Raw genomic sequence first — 16,510 nt, 5'->3', positions numbered from 1 at the left:
TATCATCAGCATTTACCAATTACCCCACTGTGTTACTTTAGCTTCAAACTCTTCGGTTGGAGAGAATGATAATATAGTTGGTATCCTACAGTTATTGACAATATTACAAGGTATAGAGGAAAATAATGAGTGGCCAGGATAGCTGACTGGCTGTTGTGCGAAGTATACCGATCGAGTTCTATAAATCTTAAAGCCATTCGAGGCAGCTGTTTTTATGCCGATACAGATAATTTTATTTTCTCCCCAAATGTTTTCAAATGGAGACTTTTCACGTGCGACTTGCAGCGTCCGTCCAGACCGTTTAATCCCCGCGCCACCCTGCATTTCAATATACTTTGCGAAATCACTATGGTCGGCTGCGTGCCTGACTGCTTCTGCCTTTTGACCCAAATCATGGGTAATATTGGTGCTTCTGATACGTCTGCACTCACGCCAAACACCAATTTCAGGTAAGCCAAAATGTTGAAATCTTCTTATTCCCCACAATGATGCCCAAATTTTTACCCTTATGGCTATCCGCGAATACAAATCGCCAGTGGAGTCACAAATAGCCTTTTCATCCGCTAAGCCGGGAATAGAAGAAACCATATATTTCATTAAATAGTGAAGGGCAGCTTCATTTCTGACTATTTCGTGAGATAACATCCTATTTTCTGATAGGCTGTCACTCTCATCAGAGAAATATTTCTCAAAAACTGAAATAACCTTTTCATCATAGTCCCGTGGCATGTAAACAATGATATGCCAGTGTGGTGTCGCATCATGATGTGGCTCAACAATACGAGTCCCGTAAACTGACACTTCTGAAAGCGCTGCGCGAGCTTTTTTCCAGCGCTCTTCAAGCTTTGCTTGCGATTCTTTCGGAGATAAACCGTTCCAGTTATCGCAGGGGGTACCATCAATTTTAGTTGAGTGGTAGCTCGAAGGAAGAGTGATGGTGAATAATCTGGATATATGGTTACACTGGATGGAATATTTATATGTGCCGAATAATATTTGTGCAAGCTCGCTTTTTTGTACTCGAGGATTAGCAATGCCAGACATTGCCATCTGAAACAATGTTGCAATGTCTTTCTGACTTTCTGCGTTAAGGACACAACGGTTGCTCAGGAAATGTATTCTGTCATTTATTTTTTGCTGACCTGATGCATACATATCACGGCTAATGTAAGCTGATATGCGTTTTTGCACTAATCCTAAGGAAATTAATAATTTTTCTTTTAATCTGTTGATCTCTTTTCTTAATCGAGTTTCCCACCATAGTGGGGAATATAATCGCGGAGAATAACGCTTATTCTCTGATACCTGTTCTAGTATGAGTTCTTTCACCATGACGATTGAGCTATTTGGGTTTTTATCTGTCGGAGATGCACATCTTTCGGCAAGGTGAGATACGTCGTAATCGCTTAAATTAATCAAAGGCAAAAAAGGATGTTTTTTGAGCGTATATAAATGAGTTAGAACGCGAGAGAGGCGATCAGATAAAGCATCCTGTTTGAGATTTAAGGCTGTACTTTTCCATTCCCCTGGGGGGTGTTTATGTTGGAGATAGAAAGATACCAGTTTAAGGCTTTCCATATCCGTGGGCGTGGACTGAGAGGAGTGCATAGTTTTACTCCTCACTGGTATGAGTGATTGAACGTTTTGCCAGGAAAGTGGCTAAATCGCGTATTCGGTAGCGAACCAGTCTTCCTACTTTCACGTATGGCAGATTGTAGCGACCCGTAGACCTCCATACTGCAAGTGTTGACGTTTTGACTCCCAGCACTTGTGCTGCTTGCTTGTCTGTAAGCTGGTGTAGTGGAGCACCTTCAGTGCAACCAAGTGAAAGAAGAATATCGTCGATGACTATTGATACATCATCATGTTGAATTGTGTTCATGGGTAATCCCCGGTGCGGTAAAGGATAGTGCGAGGATTATTGGTATTGTTTCACAAAGAAAAAAGTAATCAGTCGTTGATTAACATGATTATCGCTGACTGGTACGTTTTTAAGGGACACTTATGGTATTCCCATGGTGAGCTACACCAAGCGCGCTGTGTGGGGAGGTATTCTCGATTCCGGTTATGCGCAGCAGGCTTACACCATAGAAGCAGATGATGCCTATTCATAATGCGATGAACCCGTTATGCGTAACATCGGGCTGCAGCGATCCTGTCAGTATGAGGGGCGATGGGGTCTGTGCTCTTCTGAGCATGTGACACACCGATATTTTTGGCAAACGTGGGTTATTCATCCTTCTTGGGCTACAAGCAGTATGTACAATGTACGGCCGAATTAAGTATCTCGGATTCCATAGTCTTTTTACTCAGAAGGCGCAGAAGCTCTCTGATTTACTTATTGGCCTTTTCGCATGAGGTTAGGCCGTTAGCGAGCAGGTTTCATATTGTTCTGCGTCATTTGAAGGTCGGATTGACGCTAATGGGGAAGATTTATTTTTTCTTCGACGGTCTTCCTGGTTTTTTGCAACGCTCAGGAGCGAAAGATCTTATGATATTTTTAATTGTCTCTCTTGAAAGAGGCTCATATTGCCCTTTTGATTTTATGTCATTTAATAATATATCTGCTACTTCAGATACTCTGAAGTTATCATCTGGATTAGACTCCCATACTGATTTGGCTTGATTGAGGAGATATTTTTTTCTACGTGATCTATTTTTGTCTATTAAATTTGAGTTGCCAGTAATTCCATGCGGGAATGTATCCGTATGAGATGGTATCTTTTTCTTCTCATTAACTAATTCCATAAACTTATCGTTTGATAAAGGAAAATCCCAGCCTTCTTTTGCTGTGAATTTGAGAAATTTTTTCAACTTACCTATCGTGAAGGGGAAAGCTAATGCAGGTTCCAAAAGGTTGCCTGAGGGATGAACCGAAAGTTCCCCGGCTTCCATAGGGGTAAGTTTCACAGATCTCTCATGGTCAATGTTGACATACAGCCCATCTTCTTTAATTCTTAACCAGCCACCGAAATCATTCAAATTTATAGTGCCGCTGTCATCGGGCTCAGCCATTTGTAAAAAGTCTGAACGTGTAAATTTTAGAGAGTCCGGAATCCCGGTAAAATCGAGATCTGTTCCAAGAGAATCATCATCTTCTCTGGATGCCACATTTATTTTCATCAACCATCGTCCTTGAGTGAAATGTTATAATCAAAGCTCAGCTTTAGGTAAAAGATACGTCCCCATCCCAGCAGCCTCCAGCATAGCTTGGGTCGCAGTATTAACTGAGTGCCTTATAGGATCCAAATCCAGCCGTGCATAAATGGCAGTTGCCTGGTGAGTTTTATGGTTCAGGCTTTTCCCTATTATGCTCAGAGATGCACCTGTTTTGGCCTGCCAACTACCAAGTGTGCGACGTAAGTCATGAATTCTAAGGTCTGACATATTATACGCCGATTCAGGCAAAGCGATGTCATCGGCCATTCTAAGTAACAACTCCATAGCTTTGTTTGGGCTCTGTACTAATTCATCTTTGTACATTGCCTCATCGTCTGGCGATATCATGTTTTTTTCCACCAGCAAATCCAGTAGTTTACGTAAGGTGGCTCTTTTTAGGAGTGTTGCCCATCCTTTTTTTGGTTCCACCAAATGCCCTGTTTTCCCTGTTCCAGGGAAGACAAAAGGTGACTTTCCACCCAACTGTTTACGCTTCTTCAATATCTCTATTACCTCTGGAGATAAAGTGACATTCTGTGGCGTTCCATTTTTCGTCATTTCAACTCGCCAGACACCAGCATTGAGATCAAGGTCATGCCAGGCCATTGACTGGGTATTAGAGCGGCGTGCTCCGGTCAGTAATGCGAGGAGAAAATAGTCGCGGTTACTTGATTCATTTATGGCTTCAAGCAGATAGGGTAATTCGTTTGCCTGAGCGAACCGATCGCGGGAGGGGGCTGGATTTTTTTGAACTCGGCTAGCTGGGTTTTCGCCACTAAAGAGCTCTTGATCAAGAGCAAAAGTATATACGGATGAAATGAGCGCCAGACATCTGTCAGCCTGAGAAGGGCTTGTACGGGATACATTCTGGTGAATTGACTTTACCTGGTGTCTCGTGATCTGCGAGAGTTTATATTTACTTATTGCACCGAGATATAACCGCAGTACATCCTGATAGTCTCTCTTTGTTTTCACCCCTAATCCTGAACCATCGCGTTTACGTTTGCTTTTGAGAAACAGAGTGAACATTTCTGCCAAAGATGGTTCATCACGTACGGCTCTGCGTACCTGAGCGGGGTTCGCCCCTGATTCAATTTCTGCATTGACTGCTGCGGCGGCTTTACGAGCTTGTTCAATCGTCATTGCTGGAAACCGCCCCAGAGTGACGCGTTCTGGCTGACCGCCCTTAATTCGGCGATAAACAGAGTAAGTTTTGATGCCTGTAGGGGAGACTCGAAGCTGAAGCCCAACAACTTTCGTATCATGCCAGGTCGATCGTTGTCCTGAGGCTGGTAGAGGGAGATTCAACAGCTTTTCCTTGCTGAATGATATTCGATTGTTAGCCGCCATATGGCCATCCTTGGGGTTACTTCTGGGTTACGTTTTAGGTATAAAATCATATAACCATAGATAACGTCATTAATGTGAGTTTGATTGCAATTTATTGTTTTATAGTGGTTTATAAAAGATAGTAATAGCAGGTTAAACAATGACCCTTCGCATTCGTAATGCGAAGGTCGGAGGTTCGACTCCTCTTATCGGCACCATGAAATCAAGCAGTTAGCCCTTAAAATTCCACTCTCCTCTGAATACCAACCAGTCATGTAAGCACTGTGTAAGCATCCGCAATGTATGCCTGTAGTCCTGACCAGCCACCAGCCACCAGCCACCAGCCACCAGCCACCAGCCACCAAAGTTTATATGTCCGTTGAGTGCCAGAAGCGGAAGTTGCTAAATCAGTCTATGTTAATCAACGGGGAGCAGGTCAGGCCAAATTCAGTGTGCCACTACATCATCCTCAGCATGGTATTGATGCTGGCCTTCTGCTTCATCCCGCCGTTGGCTATATGCTCAATGAGTATGTTGTCACTCAGGGACATAAGATCCATTTTGCTACGGTAGATATGGCGGTAGATGCCAAAACAATTAAAAGACAATTACTGGAATTAGCCCATGATTGCGCGGGAGTCGCGGCTGATGGCTTGCCACTTCATAAAGCAGTGGCTGCAATATAATTTACTATTGCAGCCACATAGCTGTTATCCGTGCTTAATCATCACATGACGCACCACGGTGTAATCTTCCAGCCCATACATTGACATATCCTTGCCGTACCCAGAGAGCTTCTGCCCGCCGTGCGGCATTTCGCTGACCAGCATAAAGTGGGTATTTACCCAGGTGCAACCGTACTGCAGGCGGGCGCTGAGACGATGGGCACGACCCACATCCTGGGTCCAGACCGATGACGCCAGTCCGTACTGGGAATCGTTGGCCCACGACAGCACCTGCTCTTCGTCGTCGAACACAGTGACACTCACCACCGGGCCAAACACCTCGCGCTGGATAATTTCATCGCCCTGCTTCGCCCCGGCCAGCAGAGTTGGCTGGTAGTAGTAGCCTTTGCCGCCAGCCTTGTTACCACCGGTCACTACCCGAATGTGCGGCAGCGCTTTGGCGCGCTCCACCGCTTCGCTGACGCGCGCCAGGTGGGCAGCGGAACTGACCGGACCCAGCTCGGTGGTTTCATCGTCTGGCGCACCCATTTTCAGGCTGGCCACGGCGACACCCAGTTTTTCGACCAGGGTGTTATAAACCTCTTTCTGGGCATAGATCCGGCAGGCAGCGGTGCAGTCCTGCCCGGCATTGTAGAAGCCAAAGGTGCGCACGCCCTCCACCACCGCATCGATATCCGCATCGTTAAAGACGATCACCGGGGCTTTACCGCCCAGCTCCATATGGGTGCGCTTAATCGACGGCGCGGTGTGGGAAATAATGTGCTCGCCAGTGGCGATGGAGCCTGTCAGCGATACCATGCGCACTTTTTCGTGGCCCGTCAACGGGTCACCTACGGTTTTACCGCGACCAAACAGCACGTTCACCACCCCGGCAGGGAAGATATCTTTCGCCAGTTCGGCCAGTTTCAGCGCCGTCAGTGGGGTGATTTCCGAGGGTTTGATCACCACGCAGTTGCCCGCCGCCAGCGCCGGACCCAGCTTCCAGGCGGCCATCATCAACGGGTAGTTCCACGGGGCGATCGACGCCACCACGCCCACCGGATCGCGGCGGATCATCGAGGTGTGACCTTCCATGTACTCCCCGGCGGCCAGGCCGTTCAGGCAGCGGGTTGCACCGGCAAAAAAGCGGAACACATCGGCGATGGCCGGGATTTCATCGTTAAGCACGCAGTGCAGCGGTTTGCCGCAGTTCAGCGATTCAATTCTGGCAAAAGTTTCGGCATTCTGTTCAATCACATCAGCCAGCTTCAGCAGGCACTCGGCACGCGCTTTTGGCGTAGTCTGCCCCCACTGCTGAAACGCACGATCGGCAGCCTGCACGGCGGCATCCACCTGGGCAGGGGTGGCTTCGGCAATCTCCACCAGCACCTCGCCGGTTGCCGGGTTATACACGGGCTGCAGTTCACCTTCACCCACCACCAGTTCGCCATTTATCAATAAGTTGTGTTGCATAGCCGACTCCATCAGTGATCGTTGTTATGTTCTGAGTTAGTTACAGAGATTGTTCTGCGTTCAGTCGTTTCGCATGTTCAATGGCATCATCTTCCGGTGCGTTTGAACGCCCGAACGGTCGCGCCAGCACCATGTACACCAGCCCGGACACCATCACCACCGCCAGCCCAACCAGCACCGTCCAGCGGTCGATAAAACTGCTGCTCTCGGCAGGTTGCGCCAGCAGCCAGATCCCACACAGGCCATAGGCCAGCGCCAGCACGTTAACCAGCATTCCCCAGCCACCCACGCTCCACTCCCCGGCAGGTTTCCAGCCTTTTAGGCGCTGGCGCAGGGCAGCCAGTACCACCATCTGGAAGGAAATGTAGATCCCGATAACCGCAAAGGCGGTGATGCGCGCGAGGTTATCCGGCTGGAAATAAACCCACACGCAGATGGTCACCGGCAGCAGGCAGCTGACGATCATCGCGTTGTCCGGCACGCTGTTTTTCGACAGTTTCGACATCCAGGTGCTACCCGGTAGCATCTGGTCGCGAGAGAAGGAGAAGATCAGGCGGCTTAAAGCAGCCTGCAGCGACAAAATGCACGACAACATGGCAATCACCGCGATGATGATAAACACCGTGGCACCGGTTTCACCGAGGGCTTCGTTGAGGATCGCCGGGATCGGATCGGTGATTTTGCCGTTGACGATGTTCATCAGGTTCGGCGACGCCAGCAGGTAGCCGAGGATCGACACCATCGCCGAAAGGGCGCCAAACACGATGCTCAGGATCATCGCGATCGGGATCTTCTTGCTCGGGTTTTTCACCTCTTCCGCCACGTTGCCGCAGGCTTCAAAGCCGAAGAACATAAACAGGCCGATCAGCGCCGCCGCCATAAACGCAGGCTGGTAGCTGCCGTCCTTTGCCAGCACGCCCATGGAGTCAAACAGCACCGAGAACGGCTGCGCGCGATGGAACAGCAGCAGATAAATACCCAGCGCAATCACGCTGACGATTTCACACCAGAAGCCAATACGGGCGACCCGCGCGAGGTTTTTGGTGCCCGACATGTTCACCGCCATCATCAGCAGCAACAGCACCACCGAGGTGATCAGCATGTTGCCTGCCGAGATCGCAAAACCGAACAGCGAGCCCACGAAGGTGGCGGTATATTCCGCTACCGAGGTGATGGTCACGACCAACGCCCACAGATAAATCCAGGCGGCGATCCACGCATATTTTTTGCCCCACAGGCGACGTGCCCACGGGTAAAGCCCCCCGGTAATCGGGTATTGCGAGGCCACTTCACCAAACACCAGCGCCACGAGAAGTTGCCCGCAGGCCACAATAGGGATCCACCAGATCGCCGGCGGCCCCGCCAGCGTCACCGCCAGCGCAAACAGGGAATAGACCGCCGTTAGCGGCGAGAGGTAGGTGAACCCGAGCGAAAAGTTAGAGATGAGTCCGATGGAGCGGTTAAATTGCGGTTTAGTATCGCTATGAATTGCTTCACTTTTCTTGCCAGAAGTCTGTTCCATACGTTTTTCTCTGTGTTGTTGATGTGTCGCAGGTAACACGGATCAAGGTATAGAGGAGCGCCAGGAGGCCGTACAGTCTCGCTGTCGTTATTTGTTAAGATTTGTAAGTATATGTCACGTTTTTGTTATTGTTTTTCTGCTTTTTCCGTGAGGCTTATCACGCTATCGCCTTTGCATCGACAGAAAACCGCGTTTTTTGCTCCCTTTCCTCGCTAATTTTTACACCTGCGTCACAAAATTCAAACAATTTGAGCGCTATATGCCCATTTCTCAAAAATGTAGATATTTTTAATTTATGGCGGCGAAATGCACTGCCCTGTCTCCTGAAGACTTTCTGAGAGGATTGATTCTGATGAATGCACTTACTGCCGTAAAACAGCCTGACGATGCGTTATCCCGTACTTCAGTATCGCGCCATCCGTGCAGTCTCCGCAGAGGTCACGCAGCAATTCCTGCGGGAGGTAGAGCAGTGGCCCGTGCAGGCGCTGGAATACAAATCCTTTCTGCGCTTCAAAATCGCGAAGATCCTCAACGACATGTGCGACAACCCGCTCCAGCCGCCAGTAGGGCCCAATGAAAAGACGAAATTTTGGTGCAGAATTTAAACGTGAATCAGCTCAGTTGGTTGTCGAACAATACTGGAAAATGCCATCCGAACAAGATGGCTGACGGATAACGTTACGTCGGCAGATGCTGGAACTTCATAACATTAGTCTTGGCCCTACCGGGGCAAAAAGTATCGCCACAATGAGCAATGCTCAGAGGCTTCCGTATGGGGCGCTGGCCTGCTGGCAGAATAATGAAGAGCTGGGTTTGCCAACAGCCGATTGACCTGCTGCCCTTTCTGCACAATCTGACAAATTTATCACCACCGCTACATGCGTTGAGCTTCTTTGCGCCGTCGCTGGCGATGATTGTCTCGCTAATTACTGCAAGCGTGCTTCTGGCTCGCGGCTTTACCGCCGGCCTGGCAGGATTTTTAACACTGTTCGTCATCTTGTTGGCGCTGACGGTGTTGCAGGGGCTATACCACCTGCTGGCCGAAGGGAGGAGGGGGGGACACTGGCGATTGCCGTCCTCGCTCTGCTTGGTTGCCGGATGGTATTCAATAGCCGGGGGTTTGTGCTGTTTGTTATCTACTGCCGCACCCAGCGCCTCACCACCCTGGCGCGAAAAATGCGTCTGAAGAGGCGTGAGGAGTAACGGAACCAAAATGTCGGTTAAGTGGTTAAATTGAGGGGGTAATACCGTACAGTCCCTTTTTTTGTAGGCGATCAGTTTATTCAGCGTTTTACCTTGTGACTTCATTTCCCACGAATAGAAAGCGGTGCTCAGGCGTTTACTCATCGTTCACCTGCCGCACTCATCCAGGAGTTGAAAATGAACGCTAACGTTTTTCCCCGTCGTAATGTCCCTTTTATGGTTCTTCCTCTGTTGCTATTTTGCCTGCAAACGCCACAAGTGCTGGCAATGGGTAATAATGATAGCAATAGCAAAACGCCTGACTGCCCGTCAGGGCAGGTCTATGACAGCGTCAGCAAGAAGTGCGTGCCTGAAAAAACCGGTAGCCTGAGTGACGAGGATAAAACGAATTATGCCTATCACCTGGCGAAAAAAGGCGAGTATCAGGCGGCGTTAAACCTGCTGGATACGCTCAAAAATAGCAATACGGCTGAGGCCTGGAACTATCGCGGTTACGCCACGCGTAAGCTTGGCCGCACGGATGAAGGCATTGGCTATTATCAGCGCTCGCTGGCGCTTGAACCCAACTATGCTAAAGCACGGGAATATCTCGGCGAGGCCTGGATGGTGAAAGGGCGTCCGGATCTGGCAAAAGAGCAGCTTAAGATAATTGCCGGAATTTGCGGGCAGAGCTGCGAGGAATATCGCGATCTTCAGGCCGCGATCAACGGTCATCCAGAATCCTGATCATTGAGGGCAAAATCATTACCACCAGCGACGTTCGCCAGCAGCTTACCGCTCATCTGCCGCGTCTTTGGCGTTATGGACTGGTATTGTCGCGCGATCGGGATCTTGCTGAAGAACTGGTTCAGTCCACTTGCGTACGCGCGCTCGAGAGGGGCGCGCAGTACACGTCTGGCACGCGTATCGATAGATGGCTGTTCTCCATCCTACATTCCATCTGGATCTCTGAACTGCGCTCGCGGCATGTGCGAATGGGGCAGGGGTTCGTCGCCAGCGAAGATTTAATTGCCCCGGATTACCGTGAGCAGGATGAGGCTCGCCTGCATTACCAGACCATCATGCAGCGGGTAAATGCGTTGCCGGAAGCGCAACGCAATACGGTATTTTTAGTCTATGTTGAAGGGCTTACCTATCAGGAGGCGGCCCAGACGTTAGCGGTTCCCATTGGCACGATAATGAGCCGACTGGCGACGGCACGGGCAACGCTGGCTAAATCCGCTGATGCGCTGTCTCCGGCAAGGGAGAAACGTCCATGATGCATTCTCCGTATAACGACGATGCCATTGTTGCCTGGCTTGACGGTGAGATGAGCCAGGACGATGCGCGTAAGTTCGAGGCGCGGCTGCGAAGTGATGAGCAACTGTCCGAACGCACCGCGGAACTGATGAAAAGCAATCAGGACTTTAAACGCGCGTTTGCCCCCTTGCTCGATGAGGCTCCGCTCGCGCGGATGCAGGAAAACCTGGAAAGGCATCTGGATAAAACCCATGCGCCAGCTTCCGGCGTTAGTCGACGTGCGCTGGTGGCAGCTTCGATCAGTTTTCTGGTGATGGGGGCGGGGTTTGGTTATCTGGTGCGTCCGGTGAACCGCGTACTAAGCGAAAACGAACATATTCGCGATCTTGAGGCGCAATACATGGCGCTTTACAGTGTTGAGACGCTGCTGGATATGGACAGTTCGGCGCCGGTTTTGCAGCGCGGGCTGGCCCGCGCCGCTCAGGATATTGGGCTGCAGCTGCGTGAGCAGCAGCTCGAACTTCATGGCGCGGAGCTGAAAATGGTGCGGATGCTGCGCTACGACAAAATGCCTATCGTCCAGATTGCCTGGGTGCATGTCGATTACGGCCCAATGGCGCTGTGTATTTCGCCGCAGGAAGCAGGAAGCTCGACGGAGATTACCCATGAGACACACCATAGCATGAATATCGCCTGGTGGAGCCGATGGGGATATCAGTTTGTCCTGATTGGTCGCAACCCGATGCCACAACTACAGAAAAGCGCGCGCCAACTGCACGCTGCGCTTTCTCATGATGCCTTTAAAACGCGGTAGGGTCGTGTGTCATCCGTTGTCTCTGGGCGGTGTTTTCGCGCCCCGTGTTCACCAGAACCCCTTAAACAGACGCGTAAAATTGTCTGGCGAAATCCTCCATGGGGATGGGCTTGCCGTATAAATACCCCTGTAGAGACGTCACGTTGCGCGCTTTCAGATAAGCGGCCTGAACTTCATTTTCTACCCCTTCCGCCACGGTTTGCAGGTGTAATCGGGTGGCCAGATCAATGATATTGTCGATGATATGGACTGAGTGCGAATCAACGCCAATATTGCTGACAAAGCTCTTGTCGATTTTAAGGATATCAACGTTGAAGCTTTGCAAATACTTGAGGCTGGAATTACCCGTGCCGAAATCATCAATGGCGATCAGTACCCCCAGTTTGTGCAGCTCTGCCACCAGTCTTTCCGTTGCACCATCAGTGACCAGTAATTCCCGCTCGGTGAGCTCCAGAACCAGCTTAACAGGATTGTCACTGAATGCCTGGATGAAGACCCGGCAGTCCTCCACCAGATTGAAGTCTTTTAATTGACTGGCGCTTATATTGAAGGCGAAATGAAAATCCTTCGGCAGCAAATGTACCAGCGGCACAAACTGTTTACGTACCTGGGTCATCAGCATCTGGGTCATCGGCATAATGAGGTTACAGCTTTCAGCCAACGGGATGAAACGGTCCGGTGGGATAACGCCGAGTGTGGGATGTGACCAGCGCATCAAAATCTCGCAGCCTACCCAGTGCGTATGCTCTCCGGAGACCACCGGCTGGAAATAGGGAATAAACTCCTGGAGTTCCAGCGCCTGACGCAATTCATGTTCTGGCGTGATATATCGACCTGACCAGCGAAATACGCCAAAGCCCACAATAACGGCCAGTAAGAACCAGGCGAAAAGCGTGAACCGGGAGAAAATCCAGAAGTAATGGACATAATTCGCCGGGGAAATAACGGTCACTATCCGGAAAGGATATCGGGTCGAGGCCTGCTCCAGATACCCCGACATGCTGGATGAGAACGGAGGAACCGCAGATGTCTGCCATTGCTGTCGACCCACAGCCAGGCTCAGCGGTAAATTGATGCTGATCACATTGAGTTCAGAAAGAATATGATCGCCATAGAGCCTGACCACAATACTGTCATTGCCGATGACCATCCGATAGATAATCAATGGCTGTCCTTTCCTGACCCGGGTGTCGCTCATCAGGTACAGCATCCCGTTGGTATAATTATCAAAGCTGATATTTTCTAGATTGCTACCGTACAGAGATGAGCAGTAAATTTTGTTTCCCTGAGCCAGATTGACGCTACGCACGTCCTGTGAGTATGCCACCTGCATCCTGAGCTGGAATTCCACTGGCTCAAGACAGGGTTTGCCGAGATTATCTTTTACAGCTAACGCCGCATATTTGGCGCTGTCCAGCGTCCCTTCGACCAGTTGCCGGGCATGGGTCATCCGGAGGGTGGTGGTTCGCTTGAGATTGGATGCCGTCTGCCAGAAGGTGCTGATTAACCCTAACAGAATACAAAATAAACCCACAAGAATGGCGCGAACCAGTCGGTATTTGAATCGACGCTTCTTTAGCAGACCAAACGGCATAACATTGTCTCTGTACCGCAAGTTAACTTTATCGTTTTACCATCTTGCCATCAAAAGAGGGTGACCGAATCTGTTATTGTTTAAAAAACATTATCAGTGCGGCTATTCAGTCAGGCTGTAGGCGAAAACGCCCTTCGGATCAGAAATATCAGCCTGGTAATAGCCATGTTTTGTGATTTGACGAGCTGCTGCTTCCTTAAATTCAGCGGTAAATTTTGGTGTGCCACTCTGCTCCCCCTTATTCAAACGATAGGGCGGAGCGTCTTTCCGGGGGCTGGGCCAGACAGCTTTTAATGCGTGGAATGGTCAAATTAACGTGGGGTTTTTAGGCGGGTAGAGTGGTGGTCATTATGAAGCGATAAGCTTCAAAAACCACCAGAATAAGGAATATTCAACCGATTTCCGGCATTACTCTTTTGTCATCGTCTGCGTTTTTTCAACATCCTTCAGACCACCTTCATTCACAGCATTGGTATAGCCCATATCTTTGAGCAGGGCTTCGGCTTTGCCGGACTTATTGCCCGTATTGCAATACAGATGCAGGGTGTCGTTTTTATCCTGAGTGACTTCACTGATGCGTTGGTCTATCTGGGAAAGGGGAATATTCACTGCGCCGCTGACATGGGTTTCCTGATACTGCCCGGCATCACGAACATCAATCCAATGCTCAGCCGCGAACAAGGAGGTGGACGCTATCAGCAGGCTGCTGGCAAGGAGAAGTTTTTTCATCATTCGGGTTTGGTGAACCATCTTAATGGGTTTCCTTTATGGTTTAGGTTAAATATTGCCATCAAATTCAAGTGTGATGTCATAACAATTAACGGGCTCGATTCTGACGATGAAAACATTACAGGAACAAAAAGGAAAAAACATTGCAGGCGCACGGATTATTTTAAATCACTTTTATCGGCCGGACTGACCCACGACAGCAGACCTTTTTTCTCTACACTGCGAGGCCTTTTCGGGCCCTCCGAACTCACGTCCGTCAGGGGCTGATGTATCAAAGGGCGTTTGCATCAGTGCAACCCCTTAAATCGATAGCGATTTCGAAAAAGTCACGTGCCGTACAGCTCCTGTTAGGTATTTGTCATTCAGAATTTACCGATTTTAATATTGTAAGTTGCACCCAAAGCATTGCGTGGTGGTATGTATTTTGATGTGGTTTTTATCAGTTCAATCACCTGGCATTTTTCATGTACAGGACCTTAAGCAATACAACATTTCTTAAAAGATAGAAACGCCCTGCCGAATGAGGTTCACAAGGCAAGTTTGGTTTTTAAAACCGTTCCAGCACGAACTCAAGAGCCTCTGGTTGCATTGTGATGCGCGGGTTTGTTTTAGCGCCTATGCATGAGGCCTCAAAGTAAAAGAGGAATGGGAGATAGTGAGTTTATTCACTTCTAAAACAGCGAAAACTTGCCGGCTATCCTCCTGAATCATTGGTATTGCATACTCATTGTTAATGATAAGTAAATTTCATGGCTAACAAGACACAAAAGAATAAAGGTCAAGTCATTGCACCTGAGCAAGGCAATCTTTACTCCACGATAGAATTAGGGCAGGTACAGGAACTCCGCTTATTGCAAGCCTATGTGGACGGCGCAATGGAGAAGATCTCGAGGATACTGGAGCAATTTTTGCGATCCGTAGGCTGTCTTCGAGTTGAGCCGCTTGAGCTGGAGTTTCGTGAATTATCCCCCGTCGAGAATGAGCAGTGGGTGTGGTGCGCTGCACTTGCGCCGCACGGCGGTCGTGCCAGAAAAATGTTCCGGTTTGGCGTGCATCGGGCTGCGGTGACCGCGATGACGGAAACAGCGCTGGGCCTCAAGCCGGGTACTCAGATTGACGCGAACGGCGATCAGCCGCCAAGTGAAACTGAGCGACGTTTTCTGAATCGGATGGGGCATGCCCTGACCCAGGGGGTCAGAACAGAATATCCCATTTTGCAAGATCTGGACTGGCAGCAGCAATCTACGGATTCCCCGGAAAAAAAAGGGTTATGCCTGACGTTGCGCCTGGTTTTTCAGGAGCAATCCTGGCCGCTTACCCTCCACTGGCACATGGCGTTTTCCGAACTCCTGGAGAAGGTGAGTGAACAAAAACAGATGGTTTCGTCCATCTCCAGGTCACAGCTGGAAGCATCATTGCTAAAAATTCCTGTCCAGCTCAAGACGACATTGTTCAGTACCAAACTGACGATGGTCGAGCTGGAGCAATTCCTGCGAGGGGAGGTGCTTCCCGTTGCGCCGCTGGAGCGGGTGACGCTGGGCTGTGGGAGTTTCTCAATCGGTGTCGGTCAACTCTATGATCGCAATGGGCACCTGGCATTTCAACTGCATGACGTGTCTCAACAGACACCTTAAATACCCTCTGGAGGTTTTGAATGGCTAAAGAATCGAAAATGGATCTGGATATGGCCGGATTGGATGTTGAGGGATTTGACGATCTGTTTGCCAGCGAAGGTGACGTACTCAACGAGAGTGCGCCTGAAGAGAGAGTCGTTGAAAAGCGTCCTTTATCTTTCTTCCATCGCTTGCCGGTGACGCTTTCCCTCGAAGTCGCAAGCGTTGAGATCTCGCTGGAAGAGTTGATGACGCTGGCCGAAGGGGCTGTCGTTCAAATGAATAAGCTGAGCCACCAGCCGCTGGATGTGAAGGTCAATGGGGTGTTGATCGGTGCCGCCGAAGTGGTCATCGTCGAGGGTCACTACGGATTGCGGATGACCGAGTTGTTTGATGACATCAACTGGTCAAAGCTGGCGTGATGTAATGAAAACAGTGCTTCTCCTGTTGTTCACCCTGGTGCCAGCATCCGCCTTTGCCAGCGACGTCCCTCTCCTGACCATTACCGGTGGCGAGGGCCAGCAGGATTTTTCGGTCAAGTTACAGGTCCTGCTGTTGATGACCGTGCTGGGGCTGCTTCCCTCCATGCTGTTGTTGATGACCTGTTTCACCCGGATCATTATTGTGTTGGGGATCCTGCGCCAGGCAATCGGTTTGCAGAGTTCTCCCCCAAATCGTCTGCTGATCTCTATCGCGCTCAGTATGACCCTGTTGCTGATGAAACCCGTCTGGCAGGATATTTATCAAAATGCTTTCGTTCCCTACGACGAAGACAAGATGACGCTAATGCAGGCGGTATCCAGGGCTGAGCAACCGCTGCGTAAATTTATGCTGGCGCAGACGAGAAAGACCGATCTGGATCTGATGCTGAGGGTGGCGGGAGAGTCGCGTACGACCTCGGCGCAAGAGGTCAATTTCTTTATTCTGATGCCCGCATTCGTACTGAGCGAATTGAAGACGGCATTTCAGATAGGATTCATGCTGTTCATTCCGTTTGTGGTCATTGACATGGTGGTGGCTACGGTACTGATGTCGATGGGGATGATGATGCTTTCTCCCATCATCATCTCTTTGCCGATCAAATTGATGGTGTTTGTCCTTGCTGATGGCTGGAGTATGGTGGTTAACACCCTCTCGATGAGCTTCGGGGGGATTCAGTGACGCCCGATA

At 49.8% G+C, this 16,510-nt stretch carries 15 protein-coding genes and 2 pseudogenes; 9 read left to right on the top strand and 8 right to left on the bottom strand.

Annotated features, from left to right (window positions below; genetic code table 11):
* Positions 1-12: 12 nt before the first annotated feature.
* The 4 genes from P2W74_RS18260 to P2W74_RS18245 form a co-directional block, all read right to left on the bottom strand.
* Positions 13-1,608 (bottom strand): replication endonuclease, encoded by a 1,596-nt coding sequence (locus P2W74_RS18260; protein WP_276292734.1) that lies wholly within the window; start codon positions 1,606-1,608, stop codon positions 13-15.
* 4 nt (positions 1,609-1,612) lie between these two features.
* Entirely contained in the window at positions 1,613-1,882 is a 270-nt protein-coding gene (locus P2W74_RS18255) for a helix-turn-helix domain-containing protein (protein ID WP_276292733.1), read from the bottom strand.
* A 551-nt stretch (positions 1,883-2,433) separates the two neighbouring features.
* On the bottom strand, positions 2,434-3,123 hold the full coding sequence (locus P2W74_RS18250; RefSeq protein WP_276292732.1) for a hypothetical protein: 690 nt from the start codon (positions 3,121-3,123) through the stop codon (positions 2,434-2,436).
* A gap of 30 nt (positions 3,124-3,153) precedes the next feature.
* Complete coding sequence (locus P2W74_RS18245; RefSeq protein WP_276292731.1) at positions 3,154-4,509, bottom strand: tyrosine-type recombinase/integrase; 1,356 nt, start codon at positions 4,507-4,509, stop codon at positions 3,154-3,156.
* 362 nt (positions 4,510-4,871) lie between these two features.
* Between P2W74_RS18245 and P2W74_RS18240 the strand changes: the two genes are divergently transcribed.
* On the top strand, positions 4,872-5,174 hold the full coding sequence (locus P2W74_RS18240) for a hypothetical protein (protein ID WP_412767198.1): 303 nt from the start codon (positions 4,872-4,874) through the stop codon (positions 5,172-5,174).
* 24 nt (positions 5,175-5,198) lie between these two features.
* Here the strand turns inward: P2W74_RS18240 and patD are convergent, their stop codons facing one another.
* Entirely contained in the window at positions 5,199-6,626 is a 1,428-nt protein-coding gene (gene patD, locus P2W74_RS18235; RefSeq protein ID WP_276292730.1) for an aminobutyraldehyde dehydrogenase, read from the bottom strand.
* Between the two features lie 40 nt (positions 6,627-6,666).
* Entirely contained in the window at positions 6,667-8,148 is a 1,482-nt protein-coding gene (locus tag P2W74_RS18230) for an APC family permease (RefSeq protein WP_276292729.1), read from the bottom strand.
* 431 nt (positions 8,149-8,579) lie between these two features.
* Between P2W74_RS18230 and P2W74_RS18225 the strand changes: the two are divergent.
* From P2W74_RS18225 to P2W74_RS18205, 5 genes and pseudogenes are all read left to right on the top strand, one after another.
* Positions 8,580-8,708: pseudogene (locus P2W74_RS18225) on the top strand (carbon starvation induced protein CsiD); the annotation flags it as partial.
* 13 nt (positions 8,709-8,721) lie between these two features.
* Positions 8,722-8,974, top strand: a pseudogene (locus P2W74_RS18220) (hypothetical protein); the annotation flags it as partial.
* A 554-nt stretch (positions 8,975-9,528) separates the two neighbouring features.
* Complete coding sequence (locus tag P2W74_RS18215) at positions 9,529-10,077, top strand: tetratricopeptide repeat protein (protein ID WP_276292728.1); 549 nt, start codon at positions 9,529-9,531, stop codon at positions 10,075-10,077.
* Positions 10,078-10,079: 2 nt separating this feature from the next.
* Entirely contained in the window at positions 10,080-10,610 is a 531-nt protein-coding gene (locus P2W74_RS18210; RefSeq protein WP_276295224.1) for a sigma-70 family RNA polymerase sigma factor, read from the top strand.
* Entirely contained in the window at positions 10,607-11,404 is a 798-nt protein-coding gene (locus tag P2W74_RS18205; protein ID WP_276292727.1) for an anti-sigma factor family protein, read from the top strand. Before P2W74_RS18210 ends, P2W74_RS18205 begins: the two co-directional genes overlap by 4 nt.
* A 61-nt stretch (positions 11,405-11,465) precedes the next feature.
* On the opposite strand, the gene P2W74_RS18200 is transcribed toward P2W74_RS18205, so the two are convergent.
* Both P2W74_RS18200 and pspE read right to left on the bottom strand, forming a co-directional pair.
* A complete protein-coding gene (locus P2W74_RS18200) occupies positions 11,466-12,998 on the bottom strand; it encodes an EAL domain-containing protein (protein WP_276292726.1) in 1,533 nt (510 codons plus the stop codon).
* A gap of 408 nt (positions 12,999-13,406) precedes the next feature.
* On the bottom strand, positions 13,407-13,730 hold the full coding sequence (pspE, locus tag P2W74_RS18195; protein ID WP_276295223.1) for a thiosulfate sulfurtransferase PspE: 324 nt from the start codon (positions 13,728-13,730) through the stop codon (positions 13,407-13,409).
* 746 nt (positions 13,731-14,476) lie between these two features.
* Here pspE and P2W74_RS18190 point away from each other — a divergent pair.
* From P2W74_RS18190 to fliP, 3 genes are read left to right on the top strand one after another with little or no spacing between them, the layout of a single operon-like run.
* Positions 14,477-15,361 carry a FliM/FliN family flagellar motor switch protein gene (locus P2W74_RS18190; protein ID WP_276292725.1) on the top strand — a complete coding sequence of 295 codons (885 nt, stop codon included), beginning with the start codon at positions 14,477-14,479 and terminating at the stop codon, positions 15,359-15,361.
* A 20-nt stretch (positions 15,362-15,381) separates the two neighbouring features.
* A complete protein-coding gene (locus tag P2W74_RS18185; protein WP_276292724.1) occupies positions 15,382-15,762 on the top strand; it encodes a FliM/FliN family flagellar motor switch protein in 381 nt (126 codons plus the stop codon).
* 4 nt (positions 15,763-15,766) lie between these two features.
* Positions 15,767-16,501: a flagellar type III secretion system pore protein FliP gene (fliP, locus tag P2W74_RS18180; RefSeq protein ID WP_276292723.1), complete on the top strand. Its 735-nt coding sequence runs from the start codon at positions 15,767-15,769 to the stop codon at positions 16,499-16,501.
* Positions 16,502-16,510: the final 9 nt, after the last annotated feature.

It is taken from the genome of Citrobacter enshiensis (genome assembly GCF_029338175.1).
GTDB lineage: Bacteria > Pseudomonadota > Gammaproteobacteria > Enterobacterales > Enterobacteriaceae > Citrobacter_D > Citrobacter_D enshiensis.
The sequence above is the reverse complement of the archived record's forward strand: the minus strand, read 5'-3'. Positions and strand labels throughout refer to the sequence as shown.

Coding starts and splice junctions, on each gene's coding strand:
- P2W74_RS18200 (WP_276292726.1), bottom strand. CDS start 12,998: ATGCCGTTTGGTCTGCTAAAGAAGCGTCGATTCAAATACCGACTGGTT.
- P2W74_RS18260 (WP_276292734.1), bottom strand. CDS start 1,608: ATGCACTCCTCTCAGTCCACGCCCACGGATATGGAAAGCCTTAAACTG.
- P2W74_RS18255 (WP_276292733.1), bottom strand. CDS start 1,882: ATGAACACAATTCAACATGATGATGTATCAATAGTCATCGACGATATT.
- patD (WP_276292730.1), bottom strand. CDS start 6,626: ATGCAACACAACTTATTGATAAATGGCGAACTGGTGGTGGGTGAAGGT.
- P2W74_RS18205 (WP_276292727.1), top strand. CDS start 10,607: ATGATGCATTCTCCGTATAACGACGATGCCATTGTTGCCTGGCTTGAC.
- P2W74_RS18230 (WP_276292729.1), bottom strand. CDS start 8,148: ATGGAACAGACTTCTGGCAAGAAAAGTGAAGCAATTCATAGCGATACT.
- P2W74_RS18250 (WP_276292732.1), bottom strand. CDS start 3,123: ATGAAAATAAATGTGGCATCCAGAGAAGATGATGATTCTCTTGGAACA.
- P2W74_RS18185 (WP_276292724.1), top strand. CDS start 15,382: ATGGCTAAAGAATCGAAAATGGATCTGGATATGGCCGGATTGGATGTT.
- P2W74_RS18215 (WP_276292728.1), top strand. CDS start 9,529: ATGAACGCTAACGTTTTTCCCCGTCGTAATGTCCCTTTTATGGTTCTT.
- pspE (WP_276295223.1), bottom strand. CDS start 13,730: ATGATGAAAAAACTTCTCCTTGCCAGCAGCCTGCTGATAGCGTCCACC.
- P2W74_RS18245 (WP_276292731.1), bottom strand. CDS start 4,509: ATGGCGGCTAACAATCGAATATCATTCAGCAAGGAAAAGCTGTTGAAT.
- P2W74_RS18190 (WP_276292725.1), top strand. CDS start 14,477: ATGGCTAACAAGACACAAAAGAATAAAGGTCAAGTCATTGCACCTGAG.
- fliP (WP_276292723.1), top strand. CDS start 15,767: ATGAAAACAGTGCTTCTCCTGTTGTTCACCCTGGTGCCAGCATCCGCC.